Origin of the sequence: Novosphingobium malaysiense (assembly GCF_000802225.1) — a bacterium.
Lineage (GTDB): Bacteria > Pseudomonadota > Alphaproteobacteria > Sphingomonadales > Sphingomonadaceae > Novosphingobium > Novosphingobium malaysiense.
This window is the reverse complement of record NZ_JTDI01000001.1, coordinates 781,523-805,208: the sequence shown is the minus strand read 5'-3', so window position 1 is coordinate 805,208 and position 23,686 is coordinate 781,523. Positions and strand designations below refer to the sequence as shown.

The window sequence follows — 23,686 nt, the reverse complement described above, 5'->3', positions numbered from 1 at the left end:
CCGATCAGGGCCGGTAGAAGGGGCGTGACGCACCGCGCAGCGGGAAACCCGCGGCCCTAGGCTGGCGCGGGCAACACGGGCCGACGGGCCGCAGGTTGCGGCTCGACCTGACCGGCCCAAGGGCCTCTCCCGGCGGACAGGGACGAGGCAGGATCAGGATCCGGTGGCACAAGCGGATCGGGAGCGCTCGAAGATCGCTTCGCCATTTGAGAACCGCCCGACCAGACGCAACTCACCAAACAGGTCGATGAACCTACCCGAGACCTGGCCAAGCCAGTGCCGTGCTCTCGCCGTTCGTGGGTTGTAGAAATCGGCCTCCCAGTACCGGGCATCGTCGCGCTCCGCGAGCCAGATCGCGGCGAGCCCACAGTAGGTCGATATGCCGCAATCGGCGAAAGCGTTGCGTAGGAGGATACGGTCCTCGCGGTCGCGCCATCCATCGAAGCGCTCGAAGGAAGGAAAGGCCGCCTTCGTGGTGTCGATGATCTCGTCGACTAGGCACTCGTAGGCCCAATCGACATCATCGTCATCGCCGTCATCAAGCAGACGAAAGGCCACCACGGAGCCGGTCGGATAGCTGACGGAACGTCCCATTTCACGGCTCCTCAGGCTGCATCAGCGAGATCAATGTCGGGATCGCTTTCGCTGGATTGGTGTCCGCCCAGTTCGAGCAGCAGGCTGGCCGCTTCCTCGGCCTTGGCCGCAGCGGTCAGGATCGCGCGCTCGTCCGATTTAAGGATCTTGAGCCAGGACGCGATGTAGCTGGCGTGATGGTCGAGGTGGGTGACCGGAAGACCCAGTTCTGCCCCAAGAATGGCTGAGGAAAGTTCGGCGATCAGTTCCTCGGCAGCATAGGCGTCGCTGCCGAAGCGATTCTTGAGATCGCGGTCGAGCCGCGAAGAATGACCCGTCCAGTGCGACAGCTCGTGCGCGAGCGTCGCGTAATAGTGGTCATAAGCTTCGAACAGTTCGGCAGGCGGCATCGTGACGCGGTCGCGCAGCGGTTCGTAGTAGGCCTGGGCACCATGATGGCGCAGGTCTGCGCCCACTTGACCGAAGAAGGCATCGAGCCGGTCTTCGCGTCCTTCGGGCTCTAGCGCGGCAACCAGCGACTTGGGATGATAGAATGCGGGGAGGCCATCGCATTGGTCCGCGTTGAACACGGCATAGGCCTTGAGCACGCGCCGGTTCTCGGTGTCGGCTTCGCCTTCGGCGTTCTCGACCTCCTTGGTATAGCTCTTGTAGAAAATCGCGATGGTCGATTTCTCGCCCTTGCGGACTTGTCCGCCAAGCGCCTGGCACTGGCGGTAGGTCATCCAGTAAGGCGAGGCGTAACCACAGCCATCGGCCACCATCCACAGCCAGAAGGTGTTCATGCCGCGATAGGGCGTCCCGCAGGAGCGCAAGGGCCGCGAGACAGGCACACCGCGCCACGGCTTGACCCAGGGCTTTGTGCCTTCCTCGAGTTTTTCGATGATGGCAGCGGTGATGCGCTGGGCTGGCGAAGTCGATGCAGCGCGACGGGACTTGTTCATGGGAGTTCTCCTGATCGCCGAGACGGAATTATCCCGGTTCAGGAAGAGCAAAGCTCCCTCCCCTCTCATTAATGATTGCCTCTATGTGCCCTCATTTCGGCCATTCGGCTTCCTGTATCTCACGCCTAAAACAAGACGTTCGCTCAGGCGCCGGCGATCCAGCTGCTGGCAAGCCCGACTTCGGTCAGACGATCAGTCAAGACATCGGAGGATTGCACACCCGGTTGACTGCAGACGGCGAATCACCTATCTCACGTGGATTAGATGAGAAGAGACGATTGTGATTCTTGAAGTGGCGGATCTGACTGGGACGACCATTCTTTCGGGAGCGCCGAGCGGACGGCAGCTCTATGCGAAGCTGGTCGAGGCAATGCCCGCGGAGACGGAGGCACCCGAGCCTCTGTTTCTCAATTTCGACCGGATACAGGTCGCCACAGCCAGCTATCTCAGGGAATCCGTCCTAGCGTTTCGCACCTTCGTTCGGGGGCGCAAGTCCAACTTCTACCCAGCCGTGGCGAACGCCAATTCGGACGTGGTCGACGAGTTAGTCGAGCTCCTCCATCCGCGGGGCGACGTCCTCATGGCCTGCATCCTCGGGGAAGACGGCACGGTCCTGCGCTGCCGGCATATCGGCAAGCTCGATCCGATGCAGCAATTGACCTTCGATTTGGTCAATCGCGTGGGCGAAACGACTGCGAACAAGTTGATGTCAATCGAGAATAGCCAAGTGAAGGCGACCGCCTGGAACAATCGACTCGCATCATTGTCGAGTCTGGGGTTGATATGCGAACAATCGCATGGGCGTGCCAAGATCTATAAACCGATGTTCGCGGGAGGCGAAGATGGGAACTGACTTCAAAGAGAAGTCGAAGAAGTCGTTCGAGAAGTGCTGGGATAACGCAGCGCTGGATGCCAATACGCCGGATTTGTTCTCCAAGACGCCGGATCGCGCTCCCAACCGCTTCGAAGCTGAGGCGCTTGGCAATGCGCAGGTCGAGATCGGAGAGTCCGTCGCGGTGCGCATGGAAGGCGACAGACTGATCGGACGGCGCGGTATTTCGCCGGTCCTGGTGATCGCTAGCCCCAGCCCGACACTGATCCAATCGGTCGAGCAAGGCTGCAATATCGCACGTGCCGACATCGTCGCGGCCGACCCGATCAGCGGCGTGTTCGAGGTGACCATCAGCTAGAGGCGAAATTCGATGTCCCGTCAAAAACGAGCGTTCAACAGTTTCTGGAGCCGGCCGGACGCCTCGATGTCCATGGGGTGCATTGACTGTCCTGATCTCGGCATCTGTGGCGGCCAAACGATCGACGGGGCTGGCTTCAACTGCCTCGATCATTGCTGCGGTAATCCGGACAGCTGCCAAGCCGTCTGCCCGAAGGCGCATCGCTTTGCCGACCGCGTCCGTGAAGTCGGCGGGCTCGATCTCCCAACACCGCATGCCGATTTGCTTGAGCCTTGCACTCTCCCGTCCTACTTGCCGCTGCTGTTTCATGGCAGCGCGCTGGCGAGCACGATCGCGGCTCCGGCGGTCGCTATCCCCCTCTATCGGTTCTTCGATCGGGGTGCCGACTGCCGGTTCGATACACGCGACAGTGTCGTCCAAAGCTACAAAATCGACCCGAGCGCCGACATCATCCTCTCGGGCGTCGCGCAGGATCATGAGGTCGAAGGCTGGTGGAGGCTGGCAGCTCCGGGTCGGATCAAGGCGATCGCGAATTTTCGTCGCCTTGGCATCGCCATGGTGACGACTCCCAATTTCAGCCTCATGGTCGACCGTCCCCGCTGGGACGACATGCACTCCATGCGCCGCATCGTGCTAGCCTATCACGAGCTAGTCTCGGAAGGGCAGGCTGCCGCGCTCCACGTGAACGGCCGCACCTGGAATGATTTCGCGCGGTGGTCGGAGTATGTCGCTGCGCATCCGGAAGTCACCCACATCGCATATGAGTTCACGACCGGCGCCAAGAACCCAGAGCGCATGCGCCAGCATGCGCTCTGGCTGATCGAGCTTGCGCAAGCCGCCGGACGTCGACTCGGGCTGGTGTTGCGCGGTGGGCCGCAGGTGGTCGGGCTGCTCTCGCAATTCTACGATATCAGCCTCATCGACAGCTCGCCTTTTGAGAAGGCCCAGCACCGGGAAGTAGCCTGGATCGACCAAGAAGGGCAGCGGCGCTGGAAGAAGCGGCTGACGGCGCCGGGCGAATCGGTCGATGCGCTGCTCGATGAGAATATCCGGATTTCCGAACGATGGTTCGGGTCCTTGCTGCCAAAGCTTAAGCTTGCAGCCTGATCTGCTCGCTCCGTCATTCGACTACAGTGTGGTCGACGGCTTGGGCCGCGCTTTTCAGCGGGGCATTGTTCCGCGGCTCGATGACAAAGTCTTCAGAGCGCGAGCCGCCGGCCCTGCCGTCGAGCTGGCCAACCTCGAGGTCGGCATTGACCTCCAGAGGCTCGGGGAGCGCACTTGGCTAGATCGAGGTTCGCTCCAGCCGCTGCTCTCCGCGCTTGCTGCCAAGCCGCGCCAATGGCTCGCGCCGGATGGTCGGCGCGGCTCGATTACGGGTGAGGGTCTGGAGCAGGAAGAAACCCTCAATAGCTTCAAGATCGACGCGCACAAGGCGGCCTTGACCGCGGGCTTCGAGAAGGCCGCACTGCTGGTAGCAGCTATGGGCGAGCTAATCGGGAATGTCATTGACCATTCGGAGGCGGTCGGGAGTGGGATCGCGTTGTTCTCCGCCGAGGCGGGGCGGTTCGAATTCGTCATTGCAGATGCCGGCATCGGTGCCTTGCGCAGCCTCACCCGGAATCCGGATCACGCTGGGCTTGGCGACGAAGGCGCGGCGCTTGAAGCGATGATTGAGGCAGGCGTTTCACGTTTTGGCAGCGATACCGGTCATGGAAATGGGTTTCGTCCGATCTTCGAGAAACTTGCAGATATGACCGGGGAGTTGCGGTTTCGGTCAGGCGACTACGCGCTTACCCTTGATGGCCGTTTCGGTGATCACATCGCGCGCCAAGTTTCGCAGAAGCCTCGGCTAAACGGTCTTTTGGCGGCAGTTTCCTGTTCAGCGCCGAACCGAGGTTGGATTTGATTGTTCGATGAAGAAGTCGGAGTCGATGCAAAGCGAAGTACGTCCTTGTTTCTGGCGTCGCTCGTGATTCAACCGCATAGATTCTATGTCACTTAGCCGCCGAATAGTTTGGGGAAGATGATGCGGTTAGCGCGGATCGTAATTCGGAACTTTCGTACCTTCGCGTCACTTGACGTGAATGTCGCTGATGATCTGTGCTGCGTTATCGGTGAGAACAACACCGGCAAGACCGCGATCCTGCGCGCGATCCAGATCTGTCTTGACAATATGTTGCCGTCGAGTTTCCGGTCACTTCAGCGCGAGGACATTCACTCCGCGATCGATATTGCCGAGCCAAGCCAGGTTCTGATCGGCATCGAGCTGACCGGGTTCGAGGGCAGGGTAAACGAAGAGGCGCTGGTCAGCACCTGGAAGGTCGCCGCGGATCGTGCGCGCATATTCTACCGCTTCCGCCCGCGCCCGGCTGTACGGGAGCAGCTTGCGAGTGGCGACATCGCACCCGGGACGCTGACCCTCGAGGATTATTATTGGGAAATCCGCGGTGGCGGTGATCCTGCGATCGACCTCACAGACATTACATGGAATGACGAGGGCATCGGCGAGTCCGTGCGCTTCGCCGACCTGCAATCCTACCTTCTTGTTCATCTGCCCGCACTCCGCGACGTCGAGAACGACCTTCGCAATCCCCGCCAGTCGCCGCTTATCCGGCTCATCGAGGCGTTCGAGATCGATGCGGCCGAGCAGGATGCCCTGATTGCCATCCTCGACCATGCCAATCAGGCAATCACGAACTCGGCGACTATCGCCGAGATAGCAGGGGCAATCGATGCGCGGTTCAAGGAGGTCTCCGGTCCCGCGTTCGAGATGGACGCCACGCTCGGCCTATCCGCCGCAACCTTCCGCGCGATCATTCGCAACCTCAAGGTCATTTTGTCGGACCTGTCGCTCACCTCGTTCGAACCCGGCCGTAACGGTCTTGGCATGAACAACATCCTCTACATCGCAATCCTGATGGAATATCTCCAGCGGCGGATCGCGTTAAACCGCTCGGCCGGCCAGTTGATCCTGATCGAGGAGCCTGAAGCGCATCTCCATCCCCAGTTGCAATTCTCACTGATCGCGGCCCTGCGTGCGATCGGCGTGCAGGCCATCCTGACCAGTCACAGTACCCAGGTAACTTCACAGGTTCCGCTAAGCAGCATTGTATCACTCACCAAGCGTGAGGACGCGACCATTGCTGCGGGCAATCTCGCGCTCAATGCGGCTCTGACCACGCCAGATATTGCCGATCTCGAACGCTATCTCGATGCAACCAAGAGCGCATTGCTCTACGCCCGCAAAGTCATGCTGGTCGAAGGGCCAGCCGAGATGTTCCTGATCCCGGCGCTGATCGAGCAGGTTTACGGCGTGAAGCTTGAGCGGCTCGGCATCTCGGTTATCGCGATTCATGGCGTCCATTTCGACGTCTATGCCAAGCTGTTCCGCGCCGGCTCGCTAGAGAAGAAATGCGCCATCGTGGCCGACGCTGACATGAAGCCGTCCGACGCCGAGGACTTCGATCCGGAAACCGACGCCCCCGATCTGGTGGCACTGGAAAGCGACTTTGTGTCCACATTCGCGGGCGCCACTACTTTTGAACGCGAACTGGTATCGGTCGGACGCCTGCCGATGTTGATCGAGACCGTTCGAGCTCTCGGCGCGCCGCAGATCCTTGCGCAGATGGAGAATGGGCACGCAACGCTCACGCTCGGGGGACTGGGCCTCGCCGAAGAGACGGCGCTGCGCGTCGAACTTGGCCGTATCACCCTCAATACCGCCAAGCGCTTTGGCAAAGCGCGCTTCGCGCAGATAGCAGCGCGCTACGCTAATCTCGCGTCCGATCTGCCGCCCTATATCGAGCAGGCCTATGAGTGGCTCACCGAATGATCCGGCTGACACCAGAACAGCGTGAGGCGGTCGAACATGACGGCAATCTTCTGCTGACGGCTTGCCCAGGCAGTGGCAAGACGCGGGTCATTCTCGCCAAGCTACTGACGCTGGCCGATCAGGTCGTCGGAACGCCCCAGTTCATCGGCTGCATCACCTATACCAACGCCGCGGTCGACGAGATCGAGGCCCGGTTGCGCACCTACGGCAACAACGCAATCGCGGACCACTGTGAAATCACCACGATCCACGCTTTCTGCCTGCAATTCATCCTGCGTCCCTACAGCTGGCTGATTCCCGAGGTGCCAGCGTCGTTTCAGGTGCTCTCCCGCGAGAACAGCCTGTTCGAGCAGATCGTGACGGCGGTCGAGGATGCCTTCGGTCGCATGCCCGCCGGGCAGGTGTTCGAGAACTATGAAGCGCTTCGCATTGACGTGAACGGCGAACCCTGCGGCCAGGGTATCGAGACCGGCATCGTCACGGACGAATCCGCCGCGCTCTATTGGGAACGGGTCCGCGCCCATGGATATCTAGATTTCGCGATGATCCTCTATTTTTCTTGGAAGATTCTCCAACAGCACCCGTTCGTCGGAAGGGGCATCGCGAGCCGCTTTGCATGGCTGCTGATCGACGAATTCCAGGACACCACGGATATCCAGATCGCCATCTTCGGCGCGCTCCGGCATTTCCTCCACACCCGCTTCTTCCTCGTCGGTGACCAGAACCAGTCGATCATGCGCTTCGCCGGCGCTCGCCCCGAACTCGCCGAGCAGTTCGGCGATCAGATCGACGCGCACCGCGACACGGCCCTGACCGGCAACTTCCGATGCGGGCCGGCAATAGTCAGCACTGCATCAACACTCATCCCGACCCTGCCGGGGATGCAGTCGGCGGGCGATGCAGCCCAGCTCGCGGCGCAAGTGAACTACGTCCATGTCGGCCGGCCGATCGACGCCATCACCGACCATTTCTTGCCCGCCCTGCAGGATGCTGGCATCCCGCTTGGCAAGGCCGCGATCCTGGCACCATGGTGGACGCATCTCATCCCCGTTGCTCGCGCCCTCCGCGAATTCGACGTCCCGGTCTTCGGTCCGGGCGCGCGCCCCTATAAGCGTCGCCGTCTGCTTGCCGGACTTGCGGAGCAACTTGGGGCCTGCGCCGAGGCCGGCAATTACCTCGGACTCCCGGGTGTCGAGCGAGCACTGTTTCGGCTCATCAGTGATCTTACCGGGAACTCGCGCTATGATATGTTTAGTTATCAGGGGCGTCGCGCGGCACTCGGCCTTATCTATCTCGCTCGCGAACTTGCCGGCCGGCATCCCGGCGGTGTCGCATGGCTGCGCGCTATCGCCCGCGAGGCTGGTGACTATCTCGAGCACGAGGAATGGTTGCCGAACAGCGCAAAACAGCCGCTGATCGATTCCGCCGAAGAAATGCTGTCTGACATGCAGGCCAGCAAGGTCGATCTCGCTAACCTGCTGATTTCCGAGATGGGCCTATTCGCCAACCCCCAGCATGCGCTCAAGCTGATCACACTGCACAACTCCAAAGGACGCGAATTCGAGGGCGTTGCAATGATCTGCATGAACAATGGAAATATCCCGCATTTCTCGACATCGACGCAGGAGGCGTATGATGAGTCTCGGCGGCTATTCTACGTCGGCCTGACGCGAGCCAAGCGAGTTCTTGTTGTAGCGTCTGACCAGTCTCACTGGAAGAACACGCCGACCCCGTTTATAGCAGAGGCTGGTCTTGGATGAACGCTAGGCCCGCTTAAAGCACGGCTTGCGCTAGCTCTGCCTTCCTGAATTCGGTTATTGAGCCCTCGGTTGATAAGCGGCTTACTTATGCGCCGAGGAAGTGCCAATCACAAACGTCCGCTTCTCTGGTTCTTGGCGCCGCAACCCGACTGTCTACTCACGGTCCAAAATTTAACACGGAAAAGGCGGCCCGTCCCAAATGGGACGGACCGCCTGCCGAGTGACTTGGACCTGTCAGGAGGGGTCAGGCAGCCTGCTCGGAAATTTCGTCAATTTCTTCGGCGTTGACCGCCTCGTCGCCTTCGTGGTCGGCCAATTCGACTTCTTCGAAACCGGCGAAACGCATGATCGAAGGCACCCATGCCTGCGCCCGTTCCTTAACCTCGGGCTCGCCAATGAAGTTGCCCGAGAAGATGCGTTCGGCAGCGCTCGCAAGCTCAGTCTTCTTCGAGGCAGCGTAGCGACTGACCAAATCGGGACCACCGGCGGCATCGAGCGCTTCGAGCGTGCGGGCCTTGGCCACCCTGTCGAAGTAATTCGCCGCCGTGGGACGCCACCAATGCGCGGTCTCGATTTCGAGGAGCGAGCCGAGCGCCTCGTGCAGTGGCACCGAGCGCTCACCGTCACAGGCAAGGCTGGCAACCAGCGTGCGAGAGACGACATGGCCGAGCCAGGCCGAGCGCGCCTCGTCAGACAGTGCCCGGAACCTAGCAAACCGCTCGACGTCGTTTTCGCCAGCACGCCAGCTTTCATCGAGCGATCCTGCGAACTCGGCCATAGCAGCACTTGCCGGGGCATCCTTGGCCTCGAACCCGGTGACCGGGCCGGACGCGACCGAGCCGACGAGGGTCGACGCTTTCTTGGCGCGCCAGTCATGCCCATCGGCATCGGCGAGCGTGAAGACCATGAAGTCGAGCGCCAGTGCCGGGTCGTTGGCGAGATGGATTGCCAGGATGTCGCGGCGCTGCATTGCGAGTTCATCGAGCAGGCGCTGCGACAATGAACTCCCCTTTGGCTTCGCCGTTCCGGATTCCTCGACTGCCTCGACCACACCTTCGTCGGTGATGACCTCGGTCTTGGTGTAGTACTGCGGGACCAATGTTGGCTCGCCATTGCGAGAGAGGACTAGGAAGGCACCGGCCTCGGATTTCAGTTCATCGGCGAGTAGCGGCGGCCGGTCATTGAGCGCGCGCATGGCGCGGTCGATGACGACGAGTTCCTGTTCGGCCTTGGCGACCTCGTCCTCGTCGCTGTCTTCGTCTTCGAGCACGGCGGCGACGCGGTCGTAGTCGGCCTCGAGCTCGCCGAGCTCCTGCGCTTCCTGCTCGGTCATTGGCGCAGGCTCGCAGGGCAAGCGACTGAGACCTTCAACAAGGTCATGGCTGACATAGGTGCCAAGGGTCGGGCGCACCCAGGCAAGGCCATATTCGAGCGCGGTCTTTTCCGCCGCCTCTTCCATGACCTTGTGCGCGAGGTCTTCGAGCAGCGCGACATCGATCCAGCTCTCGCTGGCATCATCGTCGAACAGTTCGCGCTCAATCCGGCCGCCTGCGGCGAGATAGGCATCGCGTCCGACAAGCACGGCCCGCGGATCGGAACCACGCACCGTGGCATCGAGCACCATGCGGCGGATCGTGTCAGGAGTGATCTGGTACCAGGCGTCCTGCAGCTCGGCATAGACTTGCGCCTGGCGCTCCACGTCGGAAATCGCGCCATAGGCCTTGGCCATGTCGAGCGTGATCGTGCCTTCGGCGAGTGCTTCGAAGACGCAGGGTGCCAGACTTGCCAAACGCAGGCGCCCTTCGACGAAACGGACAGTGAGGCCGAAGCGGCGAGCCACGTCTTCCGTCGTAGCTCCTGCTTCCATGATGGAGGCGAAGGCCTGTGCCTCGTCGGCCGGGTTCATCGCGAGTCGCTGGAAGTTCTCGGCGAGGCTGGCTTCGCGCGCTTCGCTTTCCTCGCCTTCGATCACGAGGCAGGTGACTTCGTGCGTGTCAGGCAAGGTGCCCTCTTCGGCCAGCGCCTGCAGCGCGGCGAGACGGCGACCGCCGGCCTCGACTTCGAACTTGCCGCGCTTTCCTTTGCGCACGACGAGGTTCTGCAGCAGGCCGCGCGCAGCAATGTCTGCCCGCAGCTGAAGGTCAGCCAGCACGTCGCTCGACTTGCGAACGTTGCGCGGGCTCGGGACGAGCTTCTTCAAGGGAATCGACTGGATCATGGGTGTTCTCCTGATGGAATGGAGGCGCAGGTGAGGATCACGAGGCCCACAAGCCCAAAGGGCTCCCTCCACTCTCATTCTGAGATTGGGGTCTGCCCGAGGGATCAGGCGGCAAGCGCGGGGAGGACCGACGAGGCTTCGGAGACTGGCACGAACAGCCGCGTGCGGTAACGGATGATCTCGGTGAAGCACCCCTTGCCCTTGTACCAGTCGAGGCGATCCGGAGAGAATCCGGTCAATTCAAGGCGCTGTTCGCCGCCGACCAGCGAGCGCTTCACCGTGAGTGGATCGTGGCTGGCAAGGCTTAGCGGTTTGCCGCTGGCGAGAACGAGGTCGCCGATCTGCTCTGCAGCTGGCCCGGTAACTCCGGAAAGGCCAAAGGTCTCGGCGATTGCAGCGAGATCGATATCGAGCACTTCGCGGCCGATGATCGACTGGCCATCTTCGGCAACGAGCCGGGTGACGCGCACGTGATCGCCGGGCAGGCGCTTCCAGACCGGGAGCAGCAGCCCGGTGGCGAGATGGACGCGCTCGGTGACCGGTGACTTGGCCGCCTCTTCTTCCTCGATCCGCCATGCGCTGGTGAACGCAGTGACGCCAATTTCTTCCCAGTGGCTCTCAGCGAGTGCGTCAAGCGTCCAGTTCGCGGACTTGAGCGGTCGGAGCAGGCGCCGACGTTCAATCACGGCCCCGTCGTCAGCAATGAGGCGCCGGACCGGAACCGACAGCGCGACCTTGCCCGAGCGCGCATTGCGCATCGGGACCGCGTGCGGGCTGCCAATCTCGTGCATCCGCACCAGGCGCTGCAAGCGCAGAGGCCGAAGGTGCCGGGTCACTTCGAGCGAGACGAGACGTGTTTCTGCTCCGCTTACGGGGTCGGTACGCAGGAGTTCATCGGCGAGGACCGTGAAACGATCGACCCTAATGGTTTCCAGTCCCTGGTCGAGCGTTCCAGCCTCGCGCGCGGCTTCAATCCGCGCTTCGACGAGGCCGAGATATTCATCGAATATGGAGTTCTGGAGCGCAATCGGCAGCGCGAGGATGCGATTGAGCCAGCGCTGGATCGTGGGGAGATTGTCGGTCAGCCCGCCATCGGGGTTTTCGAGCCGGAGGCCGGTGCGCTCGACGAAGTTGCCAAAGGTCGTGGCTTCAAGCTTGCCGTCATAGAGCAGCTGGAACCAGCGGCTGAGCGCGTCGCGCGCATAGTCGCTTTCAAGATTGTCTGCCGGGTCGAACAGGTTCTGTCCGCCCGTCTGGCGCTGGCCGCGGGTGAGTGCGCCCAAAGCGTCGAGCCTTCGCGCAATAGTCGAGATGAACCGGCGCTCGCCCTTTACATCTGTGGTGACCGGGCGGAACAGCGGGGCCGAGGCCTGATTGGTGCGGTTCGTGCGACCAAGACCCTGGATGGCGTTGTCGGCGCGCCATCCCGGTTCAAGCAGGAAGTGAACCCGGCGCTGCTGGTTCCTGGCGCCCAAGTCGGCATGATAGGAACGCCCCGTGCCGCCCGCATCCGAGAAGACCAGGATGCGCTTGGTCCCTTCCATGAAGCTTTGGGCTTCGGCGACATTGGCGCTGGGGCTACGCCGTTCGAGGCGCTGCTCACCATCGCGGCCCAGGACAAGCCTGCGGGTCCGGCCCGTGACTTCGGCCACGGCGTCGGTTCCGAAATGTTCGATAATCGCATCGAGCGCAGTGGCGATGGGCGGCAGTGCGCAAAGCTGTTCGATCAGCGCATCGCGCGCAGCAATGGCGCGCGGGCAGAAAGCGGGATTGCCCTCTCCGTCGCTCATCGCCTCGGAGCGAAGATTGCCGTCCTCGTCGGCGAAGACCTGCATCAATCGTACCGGGAAGCTCTTTGTAAGGTAGTCGATGACGTATTCACGCGGGGACAGATCGATATCGAGCGCTTCGCGCTCTTCGTCTGAGAGGTCGGCAAGGCGCCGGTCGAGCATGGCCTCCGCGGTCGAGACCAGCTGCACGACAACCGAATAGTCTTCACCAAGCGCCGCGACCATCGCGGGGATCAGGCTCGGCAGTTTCATCGAAAGCAGGAGCTGGGCAAAGAAGCGCTGCTTAGTGCCTTCGAAGATCGACAGCGCCGCAGCCTTGGCGTTGCGGTTGAGCGTGTCGCCGCTGTCCTCGTCGACTACCCGGGTTGCTTCGAGCGCTGCTTCAAGATTGCGGTGAATGATCGCCCAGGCATCAGCATAGGCATCATAGATTTTTATCTGCGCTTCGGTCAGGCTGTGTTCGAGGATCTCGTACTCGACCCCGGCGAAGGACAGCGCACGGGCAAGATAGAGGCCCTGGGCCTTGAGATCACGGGCGACGAGCTCCATCGCCGCGACGCCGCCAGCGCGGATCTCGGTCATGAATGCCTCGTGGGTCGGAAAAGCGGTCTCGGGTCCCCAAAGGCCGAGGCGGGAAGTGTAACCGAGGTTGGCGATATCCGAAGCGCCGGTGGCAGACGCGTAGAGCACGCGGGCGCGCGGGAGATGGTTCTGCAGCCTGAGGCCCGCCATCCCTTGTTCGGAGCCCTTGACCTTGCCGCGGATTGAAGAGCCCCCGAGCGCATTAGCCATCGCATGGGCTTCGTCGAAAGCGATCACGCCGTCGAAATCCTCGCCCGCCCAGGCAAGGATCTGGTCGAGCCGCGTATCCTCGGCGCGGCCCGAGCGCAGCGTCGGATAGGTGACGAAGAGAATGCCTTCGGACATCGTTACGGAGTGGCCAAGTTTCCAGCGCGAGAGCGGCTGGAGATCGAGCGGCAGCCCGCCAAGCGCTTCCCAGTCGCGGCGTGCATCTTCGAGCAGCGCCTCGTTCTTGGTGATCCAGACATGTCGGCGCTCGCCTGCGAGCCAGCGATCCATGATGACCGCGGCGATCTGCCGTCCCTTGCCCGCTCCGGTTCCGTCGCCGAGGAAGAAGCCTTGGCGGTAGGAGTGTCCGTCCTCGAAGAGTTCCTGCGAGGTGCCTTCCTGGCTCACCTTGAACTGACCCGGAAGATCGCGCGCAAATGCCTGGGCAGCGTAGACCAGTGTCTCGCATTGCGCTTCGGACAGCAGGCCATCGGCTTGCCAACATGCGGGAAGGCGCGGGCAAACATCGGGCTGCGGTGCCGCGACCGAACCCATGGCGACCGATTCCACGAGCGGGGTGGGATGGACCGGAGCATCTTCGAAGGCGATGCGGCTGGGCCGGTAAGGCAGGTAGATGCCTGCCTGTTCGGGCACAGGCGCGGGGTCGGCGAGGACCGAATAGGCAAGGTCGATCGCATTCGCCGTGGCTGCTGGTGTCACAGCGAACGGCGCCACCGGCCGGACCGGCGCGCGAGGGGTCGACGTCTTGCCCACGAGGCGCACTGGCTTGCCGACTGGCAGGCGATGGATCCTGGCGGTTGTCGGCGCACGGGGCGGAAGCGCAGTGATAAGCTCGTGGAGCGCGATCAGGTCGGCAGTATCTCCGGTGATCGCAGGCGAGGACGCAGTCGGCGTCTTGTCGAACACAACCAGGCGAACAGCGATCCCCGTCCCTGTCCGGCGAAACATCTGCTGCAGGCGAACATCGAGGAGCAGCGATGCTTCGCCCTGTTCCTTGGCGAAGGTGGAGGCGTCGAAGCCTTCAGGCATAATGGCGACGATCCTCGCCCGATTAGCAGCGGCCCGGATTGCACCGCGTAGGTGACGCATAGCGGTCTCACCGTCCTTGCCGCGTTCCAGGCTGTGAGCGAACGGCGGGTTCATCAGCACGGCAGACGGAACAGGGCCACGAAGCAAGTCGGCGATCAGTTCCCCGTCATGCGCAGCGATGGTGGCCGTGGGGAAGACGTGGGCCAGACCGTCTCGTCTTGCGGGATCGAGCTCGTTGAGGAGCAGCGAAGCGTTCTGGAGGCAACCCCAGAGAGCAAGGGCACCATTGCCTGCGGACGGTTCGAGGAGCGTGTCTTGCGCGCAGACAGCTGCGGCCTTCGCCATCAGCCAGGCCAGCATTGGCGGGGTCGAGAACTGCTGGAGCTCGACCTGTGCTTCGCTGCGAACGTGCCGCGGCGGCAAGGCTGCTTCGAGCCAGTCGAACCGCGCTTCGGCTTCGTGTACATTCGTCGCCAGATCGATCCGTGAGGACTCTCGAAGCCAGAGTAGTGCGCCGATCTCGACCGCGCTGTTGTAGTCGTCGATCGTCCAGGCACCTCCCCAGTCCCGAACACCGGTCTCTTCGGCGAACAGCCCGGAAATGTCGGTACGGGTAAGATGACGTCCCGAAGCAAGAAGCGCGGCAACTCGGGTGCCGATGGCATAGGCCAGGGGCATTGACGGCAACTGCTCGCCGGCGGGAAACAGGTCTGATTGAAACATGGCAATTCGTCCTCCTGATGGGGGCATCGGGACACGCCCTCTGCCGGATCAGGAATTCGAGAAGCTCTCTCTCCTCTACCGCGCCGCTTTGCGGCGCAGCCATGCTGTAAGTACATCGTTCCAGTCGCTGTCGCGTGAGGATGGTTTGCGAACGTGGATCGTCCGCCCTTCGCGGGCATAAGCGGCCAGGCCACGCGACGCGGCCAGCTCGCCGCCAGCATCGTGATCGACGAAGAGGTGAAGCTCGGTCACGCTCTCGGGTACGCTGACGAGACCGAAGCGCTCATTGCCCAGGGTCGCCCAGACGGGAATGCCGGTGAGAGCATAGGCCGACATCGCGCTCTCGACCCCCTCGGCAAGGCCAAGCTTGCCGGAAACTGGAGCGAAGAGACGAACAGCAGCTTCACCGAGCGCGCCGAGCGCGCGTTTCGGCTTTTCGAAAGCGGCCTTGCCTGAAGCCTCGGTAGACAGGAACGTGCGGTGGATGGCGATCGGGCCCTCGTCGAGGCTGACTGCCGCGATCATGGCGGGCAGAAAGCGGGCCCGTCCTTTCGGGCCAAGCGGCGTTCGTGGATGGAAGCGGAGCGCCGGAGATGCGGCGAGGATGCCGCGGCTTTCAAGATATGCTTTTGCCGGACTGGCACGCAGTGGCTGTGCATCGCGCCAGATCCTCAGCGCTACCGCCGAGGGTTTACGGGTGCTGGTCGATTCGGGTTCGTTGGTGATCGCAGAACCTGAAAAAAGCGCCGGTGCCTCGAAACCTTCACGCGCCAGAGCAGCCAGCACGCTCTGCTGATCGCATCCCGCGAAACAGTGGAAGAGGATGGCCTGTCGGCCGAGCGACACACCGAGTGACGGCGTGCGGTCATCATGCGCGGGGCAACAGGCCATGCCCTTTGTGCCGGACCATTTGCCCCCTCGCGATTCGCAAATGCGACGGGCGGTCTCGGCAAGCGACCGGTTGGGATGAGTTTGGACAGACAGGGACATGCGAGCTCCTCAGCATGCAAAGTGGCCCCCTCATCAGCGCTCCTCTCCTCTCCCAAAGGCAGCCATTCGCGGCTTTCCTACAGGCATATGTTCTTTTTATGTTCTCTTTCGATTCGAATCAATGGAGCACAAGTCGAGATGAACTGCCTCAATTGTCTGACCGCGCTAGCGGTCGCCTGTCTGGGGATGATCGCGACCTCCTCACAGCAAGTTCGCGCCCAGGATTTCACCTTGTTCGAGCACGCGATCGTTCCGCCGAAGACGGACCAGCAGCCGGCAAGGGAATATCTTCCTGCAATCTACCAGGCCGAGCCAGCAAACGTATCCTACCGGGAAGGCTTGTATATGGCGGCAATAGCCGAGGCCGAGCGCCGTTACGGGCTTCCGACCAATCTGCTTCGTGCTCTCATCTGGGCTGAGTCCCGCTTCAATCCGATGGCTGTGAGTCCAGCTGGTGCTGCCGGGCTGGCTCAGCTTATGCCAGCCACGGCGCGAGAACTGGGCGTCCGGAACCGTCATGACCCTCTTGCATCGATCGACGGTGGCGCCAGGTACCTTCGCCACATGTTGGACCGGTTCGAAGCGGTCCACCTGGCCTTGGCTGCTTACAATGCTGGCCCAGGTGCCGTCTCCCGATCACACGGCATTCCCAACAATGGTGAAACGCCGCAATATGTCCGGTCTGTGTTGGGACGTTGGCAAGCAATTGGTACGTACAATTGACGAAACTACCTGATTTCCGGCTATTGTCTGAAATCATGTGCCGGAATGAAGACGGACAACGCTAGTGAGTGAAACCCCCGGTGAGCCGTTCGACTTTCGCAAGGCGTTGAAGGCACAAAAGCGCCGGAAGCTGAGAAAGGAGATCGCGTTGGGGTTGGGAGCATTCGCGATCATATTTGCTGGAGGGATGCTGGCACTCAACTGGCCAGTCCCTGATGCCAGCCTTGCTAACGACGATCAGCAGCCTCAGACTCTATTCCAGCAAGCGAGCTCCCCACAATTCGACATCTGCGGATCGATCCGGCGCACATGCGTCGTGGATGGAGATACTTTCTGGCTTGATGGCGTGAAGATCCGCATTGCCGATATCGACACTCCCGAGATCAGCGAGCCTCGTTGCGACTATGAGTACCAACTCGGCATGCGTGCGACGCACCGCCTTGTCGAATTGCTGAATGGCGGGCCCTTTGAACTGAGGACCATCGGGAGCAGAGATGAGGATCAGTACGGTCGCAAATTGCGGGTTGTTACGCGCGGTGGCCGCTCGCTTGGCGATCAACTGGTCAGCGAAGGTCTGGCGCGAACCTGGACCGGGAGACGTGAACCATGGTGCTGAACCGCGATCAGGAATTGTGGGCCGTCGCACTCTGGGTCGAAAAGAACCATGGCGAAGAGGGAACCGCTTATATCGCGCAGAAAATCCAGCGGCTATCCAACGAAGGGGACGAGGCAGGCATAGCAACGTGGAAGACTGTTGCTGAGCGCTTCGATCAACTTAGCTGCCAAAGCTCTACGAACTGAGGCTCGGCACGATGCGGAATTGGCTTCGAATCTGGGGCATCAGAATTGAGTTCGCCGTGCTGGCGTCAGTGTCCCTGATAGGGCTGATCCTGGGCCTTCAATCCTGCATTGGCTGAGAAGAAATTCGATCTCCCGATCAACCCTTCGCAAACTTCCCCATGATGACCTTTCCTCCTGTCCGCAGCTCATCGAGGTAGTCGCTCCACCATTGAGCCATTCGCACGCGCTCGTCCCAATGCTTGCCGCGATGGTAGATGCCACGCACAACATTGCTGTCGCCATGTGCCAGGGCACGCTCGATCGCATCGGGATTCCAAAGGCCCGACTCGTTCAGGAATGTCGATGCTGTCGCACGGAGTCCGTGCGCGGTGACTTCTTCTTTCGAGTATCCCATGCGACGGAATGCGGCATTGAGCGTGTTTTCACTCATGGGACGCTTGGAGCTGCGCGCAGATGGGAAAACATATCCTTCGCGGCCGAGCATCTCGGCCAGATCAGTGAGATAGCCTCTAACCTGCTTGGAAAGCGGGACGGCATGCGCTCGGCGCGCTTTCATTTTACCGGCAGGGATCTTCCAGACCCCATCGACGAGGTCGATCTCATGCCATTCGGCGTGCCGGAGTTCGCCGGGGCGTACGAACACATGCGGCGCTATCTGCAAAGCTAACTTTGTCACCATGTAGCCAGTGAAGTCGTCGATTGCGCGCAGCAGCCCGCCTAGCTCGGTGGGCTCGAGGATTGCTGCATAATGCGTGGCTCTCGGCGTTACGAGAGCGCCCTTCAGCATACTGGTCGGATCGGATTTGCAGCGGGTGGTAGCAACACCGTAGCGAAACACGCGGCCTGCGAACGAGCGGCATTTCTTCGCAGTCTCGTGCTTACCAGTGGCTTCCAGCCGTTTCAGAGGAGCCAGCACTTCGAACGGCTCGATCTCGTGGATGGGTCGGTTCCCGATGGCAGGCGCAAGCTTGTCGAGGAAATAATTGGCCTTGACGATCGTGCCATCGGCACGGCCATTCTGGACCATCATCTGTTCAATATACTCACGTGCGACTGCCTCGAACGTCTGTGCAGAAAGGAACTCGGCGCGGATTTTCCGCTTCCGCTTCTCAAAGGCCGGGTCGCCCCCAGAAGCAACAGCTCGTCGTGCCTCGTAGGCTGCGTCTCGGGCTTGCTTGAGGCTGATGTCAGGATAGCTGCCGATGCAGAGCTTCTTTTGCGCACCGCCGATCCGGTATCGGAATCGCCAAAGTTTGCCGCCGGTCGGCGTGACCTCAACATATAGGCCGCGCTCATCGGTTACCTTGTACGGCTTATCCTTGGGCTTGAGTGCGCGGAGGCGAGTATCTGTCAGCGGCATGTGGGGGCCTTTTCATCTGGGCCTTTGCGAAACGGCCTCAAAAGGCCCACAAAAGTGTCTGGAACCCCCGAGAACAGGCGGGACGATCCGGAACGATCCAAGGGCCAAATCCCTAGGATTTCTGCGGGTTTTATAGATTATTTGGGAGAACGTGAGAAGAACAAATGGTGCCCAGAAGAGGACTCGAACCTCCACGCCCTTTCGAGCGCCGCCACCTGAAGACGGTGCGTCTACCAATTCCGCCATCTGGGCACGGGCAGGGCGCCATACTGCTATCCCTGCAAGGTAGGAGCGCGCCTCTACGCAGGCGGGGCGGGGTTGTCAACCGGGGGAATGCCAAGATTCTCGCTCGCTGTCCGGGACGGCATTCGGGCGAGGATCGGGCGGCTCGGCCAACTGTCCGGTTGCCCCTCGTGCGGCCTTGTGGCAGGGGCGAAAATCATGTGCTGCGGTGCGGGATGCGCGTGCATCTGCGCTGCCGACCGAAGGATCGTAACTGACCATGAGCAAACGTCCCACCGATTCCCTTGCAGGCAAGATCGTCACCGTCCTGGGCGGCAGTGGCTTTGTCGGCAGGCATCTGGCGCAGGAACTGCTCGCGCGCGGCGCGCGTCTGCGCGTCGCCAGCCGCAATCCGCAAAAGGCCTTCTCGATCAAGCCGCTGGGCAACCTGGGCCAGGTCCAGCTGGCGCGGGTCGACGTGACCAGGCCCGATTCGCTGGCAGCGGTGCTTGCCGGATCGGATGCCGTGGTGAACCTGGTGGGCGCGTTCGCAGGCAATCTCGATGCGCTGCAGGGCAAGGGCGCCGGCCGCATCGCGGCGGCGGCCAAGGCTGCCGGGGCCGCTGCTTTCGTGCACATCTCCGCGCTCGGGACAAGCACGGAATCGGGCGTGGACTATTCGCGGACGAAGGCGGAAGGCGAACAGGCCGTTCGCGCAGCGTTTCCGGCAGCGACGATCGTTCGCCCGTCGCTGATGTTCGGCCCGGACGACAAGTTCGTCATGATGTTCGGCCAACTGATCGCCCGCATGCCGGTAATGCCGGTCTTCGCGCCCGACGCGAAGCTGCAGCCGGTCTTCGTCGACGACGTGGCCGAGGCCATCGGCAATGCCCTTGCGGACCCGGTTGCCCATGGCGGAAAGACCTACGAACTGGCCGGTCCCGAAGTGCTCTCCATGCTGGAGCTCAACCAGCGGATTGCGGCGGCGGAAGGTCGCTCGCGCCATTTCGCCGCACTACCGGACACGGTTTCGGGGGTTATCGCGACAGCGACCGGTTGGCTTCCCGGTGCGCCGATTACAAGCGATCAGTTCGAGCTGCTGCGCGCCGGAAGCGTTGCGAGCGGCACGGTTCCGGGAATTACCGACCTCGGCGTGACGCCGCGTCCGCTCGGCCTGTTCCTCGACCGCTGGATGACGCAGTTTCGCAAGCACGGTCGGTTTGGAGCCAAGGGCGCCAGGGCGGCCTGATCCTGTCCCGTCAATGGGCGGGAAAATTACGCGTCGACTTCGGCATAGTGGCTGGGCGGCTGGATAACTTCCATGCGCTCGGACAACAGCGGCCGGAACGAGGGGCGCGATTTCATCACCAGGTACCAGCCGCGCGCCTGTTCGTGTCCCGCCCAGTCGATTCCGCCGAGATAGTCCGCCACGGAAATCTGCGCGGCGGCGGCGAGATCGGCCAGCGTCATCGTCGGCCCGGCCAGCCAGGGCCGCGTATCGATGAGGTAGTCGACGTAGTCGAGGTAGTCATGCGCCAGCTTCATGGCGTTGCGCAGCGCCTTGGCGTCGGGAGACTGGCGCAGGACCAGGCGCTTCTTCATCCGCTCGAGCAGGAGCGGGCCGGAAACGCCGTTGTAGAAATTCTCGTCGAACATCGCGATCAGCCTGCGGATCTCCGCGCGTTGCTGGGCCGTGCCGCTGATCAGCGGATTGCGGTCGACGGTTTCCTCGAAATATTCGCAGATGGCCCGGCTGTCGGAGATGACGGTGCCCTTGTCGGTTTCCCGCACCACCGGGGTCTGCCCCGCCGGGTTCATGGCGAAGAGGCGGTCCTCGCCTTCCCAGGGGCGCGTGCTCTGCAATTCGTAGGCGATGCCTTTCTCGGCCATCAGCAACCGCACCTTGCGGCTGAACGGGCAGAGCGGGAACTGGAAGATGTGCCACATACCCGTTCGATGCCAAAGCCGCGACGGGGCGTCCACCCACAGCGGTTTTGGTGCCGGGATGAACGCGTGGATAAGTCCGATGACATGTGTTGGTGGCCGACCGACGGTCAACGGCAGATATCGCGCCGACGCGGGGCAGGTCGGTTGACCGCCGTCGGGGCGAACGACAATCTGCCGTGACAGCCGAACTTTGAAAGTGAAGGAATCCATGTATAGCCACGTTTGCGTCGGCAGCGACGATCTCGCCAAGGCCAAGACCTTCTACGACGCCGTGTTCGAGGCTCTGGGCGCAGCGCCGATCATGGCCGATATCGAGGGCGGACGGATCGCCTATGCCAACAAGGGGGCCAATTTCATGGTCTGCACCCCGATCAATGGCGAGCCGGCGACCTATGCCAACGGCGGCACGATCGGCTTTTCGTGCGACAGCCCGGATGTCGTCGATGCCTGGCACAAGGCCGGTTGCGAGGCAGGCGGGACAAGCTGCGAGGATCCCCCGGGCGTGCGTGAATTCCCTTTCGGCAAGCTCTATCTCGCCTATCTGCGCGATCCCGACGGCAACAAGCTCTGCGCGATGCACGCGATGGGCCAATAAAACCTCGACCAAGGAGAGAATACACATGCTGCTCAAGTCCATTCGCCTGGGGTCGAACGACCTTGGCAAGACGCGTGCTTTCTATGATGCCACTTTCGGCGCGCTGGGCGTTGCGGAGTGCTCGACACCGGAACAGTATCCCATCGTCATGTGGGATCTGGGGGGCGTGAAGTTCCTGCTCGGTCCGGCGCGCGACGGTCAGCCCTGCACGTTTGCCAATGGCGGCACGATCATTTTCGAAGCCGACAGCGAGGACGCCGTGAAGGCCTGGCATGCGGCCGGGCTTGCCAACGGCGGGACCAGCGAGGGCGAGCCCGAGGCCAAGCCACAGGCGCGTGGTGCCTTTGGCGCCTACCTGCGCGATCCCGACGGCAACAAGCTGGGGGCCTATTTCGGTCTGCAAATGGGCTGATCGCGTCCGAACCTGTCACAAGTGAGGGTCGCAGGTCCTGCGATCAGGCCCGTATCGCTTCCGCCTCTTGGAGGCGGAAGGACAGGACCGGGCCTTGGGCGAGGATGCATTTGATTTCATCGTGATCGGCAGCGGCGCGGCCGGACTGGTCGGCGCCATTACCGCTAGCCGGCAGGGCCTGCGGCCGCTGGTCATCGAGAAGGCCGGCCGCTGGGGTGGCACGACGGCCACGTCCGGCGGTGTCCTGTGGGTGCCCGGCAACGACGTGATGGCGCAGCAGGGCGAGAGCGATTCTGCCGAGAATGCCCGCACATACGTTCGCGCGCTGATTGGCGAAGACGCCAGCGAGCGGCAGGTCGCAAAGGCGGAGGCGTTTCTCGAGAGCGCCCCGCAAATGGCGCGAATGCTGGCCGAAGAGGGCATGCGCTGGATCAGGAGCCCGGACCATCCCGACTATTATCCCGGCGTTCCCGGCCACGGCGTCGGCAGAACGCTGGAATCGGCATCGCTGAACGGCCGCCGTCTCGGGTCTCGTTTCGAGACGATGCGGCTTGCCGAGCTCGACCTGCCGGCCATCCACAGCGGCCAGTTCGGGACGCTGACTCGGACCTGGACGAGCCCGGGGCTGTTTCTGGAGGGTGCCAGGACGGCGATCGAACACAAGGTGCGCACGCTGCTGGGCCAGAAACCGCTCGGCAACGGCAGGGCCCTTGCCGCCTCGCTGATGCAGATCGCCATGCAGCGCGGCATTCCCGTGCGGCTGTCGACCCGTCTCGTCGATCTCGTGGTGGAAAACGGCTCGGTCGTCGGCGTCATCGTCGAACGCGACGGAAAGCGGGAGCGGATCGACGCGCCTGCGGGCGTGCTGCTGGCGGCCGGCGGTTTCGCGCGCAATGCCTCGCTACGCAAGACGCTGCAAGGGCGCGACGAGACGTGGAGCAATGCCATTCCCGAAGACGAGGGCGACGCTTTCCTCGCCGCCACGCAGATCGGTGCTGCCAGCGAACTGACCGACGATTGCTGGTGGATGCCCTCGATACAGGTGAGCGAGGAGCAGAACGGTCTTGCCCTGGGGCTGCGCGCCCTGCCGGGCAGCATCATCGTCAATGCGCAGGGGCGCCGGTATCTCAACGAGGCCCGGTCCTACATGACCACCGGCAAGGCCATGTACGAGAATGGCGCCGCCAGGGAGCGCCACTGGCTGACCATGGATGGCCGCTTCCTCAAGCGCTACATCTTCGCCGAGCTTTCGCAGAAGGCGATCCGCGAAACGATGATGGCCAACGGCTTTCTCAAGCGGGCCGATACGATTGCCGATCTGGCAGGTGAATGCGGGCTCGATCCGCAGGTGCTTGAAGAGACGGTGGCGCGCTTCAACGGCTTCGCCCGGACCGGCAGGGACCTCGACTTCCACCGCGGCGAGACCGACTACGACCGCTATTGGGCTGATCCCAATCACAAGCCGAATGCCAGCCTGGGCGAGATCCGCAAGCCGCCCTTCTGGGCGGCCGTGATCCGGCCCGGCGATCTCGGCACGAACGGCGGGCTGATGACAGACGCGAGCGGGCGTGTGCTTGATCAGAACCAGCAGCCGGTCGCCGGCCTCTATGCGGCAGGCAATGGCAGCGGCTCGCCGTTCCGCAATGCCTATCCGGGCGCAGGGGCGACGATTGCGGCGGCGGCCACGTTCGGTTTCCTGTCGGCGCAGTTCGCGGCAAACCGGCAGAACAACCGGCCGGTCTAGGG

The 23,686-nt window shown here is 62.3% G+C and carries 20 protein-coding genes and 1 tRNA gene; 13 read left to right on the top strand and 8 right to left on the bottom strand.

The window, feature by feature from the left end; all coding sequences use genetic code 11:
* Positions 1-153 precede the first annotated feature (153 nt).
* Together LK12_RS03470 and LK12_RS03465 are read right to left on the bottom strand one after the other, a co-directional pair.
* Complete coding sequence (locus LK12_RS03470; protein WP_039279320.1) at positions 154-594, bottom strand: hypothetical protein; 441 nt, start codon at positions 592-594, stop codon at positions 154-156.
* Between the two features lie 11 nt (positions 595-605).
* Positions 606-1,535: an ArdC family protein gene (locus LK12_RS03465; protein WP_039279318.1), complete on the bottom strand. Its 930-nt coding sequence runs from the start codon at positions 1,533-1,535 to the stop codon at positions 606-608.
* A gap of 280 nt (positions 1,536-1,815) precedes the next feature.
* On the opposite strand from LK12_RS03465, the gene LK12_RS03460 reads away from it, so the two are divergent.
* From LK12_RS03460 to LK12_RS03435, 6 genes are all read left to right on the top strand, one after another.
* The gene (locus tag LK12_RS03460; RefSeq protein ID WP_052223120.1) at positions 1,816-2,388 is read left to right on the top strand and encodes a hypothetical protein; all 573 of its coding nucleotides are present in this window, start codon (positions 1,816-1,818) and stop codon (positions 2,386-2,388) included.
* On the top strand, positions 2,378-2,725 hold the full coding sequence (locus tag LK12_RS03455; RefSeq protein WP_039279316.1) for a hypothetical protein: 348 nt from the start codon (positions 2,378-2,380) through the stop codon (positions 2,723-2,725). Before LK12_RS03460 ends, LK12_RS03455 begins: the two co-directional genes overlap by 11 nt.
* Positions 2,726-2,737: 12 nt before the next feature.
* Positions 2,738-3,832, top strand: a complete 1,095-nt coding sequence (locus tag LK12_RS03450; protein WP_039279314.1) for a hypothetical protein — start codon at positions 2,738-2,740, stop codon at positions 3,830-3,832.
* Entirely contained in the window at positions 3,822-4,634 is an 813-nt protein-coding gene (locus tag LK12_RS03445; RefSeq protein WP_039279311.1) for a hypothetical protein, read from the top strand. Before LK12_RS03450 ends, LK12_RS03445 begins: the two co-directional genes overlap by 11 nt.
* Before the next feature lie 117 nt (positions 4,635-4,751).
* Positions 4,752-6,560: an ATP-dependent nuclease gene (locus tag LK12_RS03440; protein ID WP_331454119.1), complete on the top strand. Its 1,809-nt coding sequence runs from the start codon at positions 4,752-4,754 to the stop codon at positions 6,558-6,560.
* A complete protein-coding gene (locus LK12_RS03435; protein WP_039279306.1) occupies positions 6,557-8,320 on the top strand; it encodes a UvrD-helicase domain-containing protein in 1,764 nt (587 codons plus the stop codon). The genes LK12_RS03440 and LK12_RS03435 overlap by 4 nt, the downstream gene beginning before the upstream one ends.
* 244 nt (positions 8,321-8,564) lie before the next feature.
* Here the strand turns inward: LK12_RS03435 and LK12_RS03430 are convergent, their stop codons facing one another.
* The 3 genes from LK12_RS03430 to LK12_RS03420 all read right to left on the bottom strand — a co-directional run bounded on the left by LK12_RS03430 (position 8,565) and on the right by LK12_RS03420 (position 15,880).
* On the bottom strand, positions 8,565-10,538 hold the full coding sequence (locus tag LK12_RS03430; protein WP_039279304.1) for a ParB/RepB/Spo0J family partition protein: 1,974 nt from the start codon (positions 10,536-10,538) through the stop codon (positions 8,565-8,567).
* Positions 10,539-10,642: 104 nt separating this feature from the next.
* Positions 10,643-14,890: a strawberry notch family protein gene (locus tag LK12_RS24865; RefSeq protein ID WP_039279301.1), complete on the bottom strand. Its 4,248-nt coding sequence runs from the start codon at positions 14,888-14,890 to the stop codon at positions 10,643-10,645.
* A 75-nt stretch (positions 14,891-14,965) separates the two neighbouring features.
* Positions 14,966-15,880, bottom strand: a complete 915-nt coding sequence (locus tag LK12_RS03420; protein WP_156135369.1) for a DUF7146 domain-containing protein — start codon at positions 15,878-15,880, stop codon at positions 14,966-14,968.
* A gap of 138 nt (positions 15,881-16,018) precedes the next feature.
* Here LK12_RS03420 and LK12_RS03415 point away from each other — a divergent pair, with 138 nt between their 5' ends.
* The 3 genes from LK12_RS03415 to LK12_RS03405 all read left to right on the top strand — a co-directional run bounded on the left by LK12_RS03415 (position 16,019) and on the right by LK12_RS03405 (position 17,404).
* Complete coding sequence (locus LK12_RS03415) at positions 16,019-16,603, top strand: lytic transglycosylase domain-containing protein (protein WP_039279299.1); 585 nt, start codon at positions 16,019-16,021, stop codon at positions 16,601-16,603.
* A gap of 64 nt (positions 16,604-16,667) precedes the next feature.
* Positions 16,668-17,219, top strand: coding sequence for a thermonuclease family protein (locus LK12_RS24860; RefSeq protein ID WP_197063447.1), 552 nt, complete (start codon positions 16,668-16,670; stop codon positions 17,217-17,219).
* Complete coding sequence (locus LK12_RS03405; RefSeq protein WP_052223119.1) at positions 17,210-17,404, top strand: DUF6961 family protein; 195 nt, start codon at positions 17,210-17,212, stop codon at positions 17,402-17,404. Before LK12_RS24860 ends, LK12_RS03405 begins: the two co-directional genes overlap by 10 nt.
* Before the next feature lie 136 nt (positions 17,405-17,540).
* Here LK12_RS03405 and LK12_RS03400 read toward each other — a convergent pair whose 3' ends face one another.
* Positions 17,541-18,764: a tyrosine-type recombinase/integrase gene (locus LK12_RS03400; protein ID WP_039279297.1), complete on the bottom strand. Its 1,224-nt coding sequence runs from the start codon at positions 18,762-18,764 to the stop codon at positions 17,541-17,543.
* A 165-nt stretch (positions 18,765-18,929) separates the two neighbouring features.
* Positions 18,930-19,016 (bottom strand) — tRNA-Leu (locus LK12_RS03395).
* Between the two features lie 250 nt (positions 19,017-19,266).
* On the opposite strand from LK12_RS03395, the gene LK12_RS03390 reads away from it, so the two are divergent.
* A complete protein-coding gene (locus LK12_RS03390) occupies positions 19,267-20,235 on the top strand; it encodes a complex I NDUFA9 subunit family protein (RefSeq protein WP_197063446.1) in 969 nt (322 codons plus the stop codon).
* Between the two features lie 26 nt (positions 20,236-20,261).
* On the opposite strand, the gene LK12_RS03385 is transcribed toward LK12_RS03390, so the two are convergent.
* A complete protein-coding gene (locus LK12_RS03385; protein ID WP_039279292.1) occupies positions 20,262-20,933 on the bottom strand; it encodes a glutathione S-transferase family protein in 672 nt (223 codons plus the stop codon).
* A gap of 208 nt (positions 20,934-21,141) precedes the next feature.
* Between LK12_RS03385 and LK12_RS03380 the strand changes: the two genes are divergently transcribed.
* The 3 genes from LK12_RS03380 (at position 21,142) to LK12_RS03370 (ending at position 23,684) form a co-directional block, all read left to right on the top strand.
* Positions 21,142-21,528 carry a VOC family protein gene (locus tag LK12_RS03380; RefSeq protein WP_039279289.1) on the top strand — a complete coding sequence of 129 codons (387 nt, stop codon included), beginning with the start codon at positions 21,142-21,144 and terminating at the stop codon, positions 21,526-21,528.
* 25 nt (positions 21,529-21,553) lie between these two features.
* On the top strand, positions 21,554-21,940 hold the full coding sequence (locus LK12_RS03375; RefSeq protein WP_039279288.1) for a VOC family protein: 387 nt from the start codon (positions 21,554-21,556) through the stop codon (positions 21,938-21,940).
* 94 nt (positions 21,941-22,034) lie between these two features.
* Positions 22,035-23,684: an FAD-dependent oxidoreductase gene (locus LK12_RS03370; RefSeq protein ID WP_039280229.1), complete on the top strand. Its 1,650-nt coding sequence runs from the start codon at positions 22,035-22,037 to the stop codon at positions 23,682-23,684.
* Positions 23,685-23,686 lie beyond the last annotated feature (2 nt).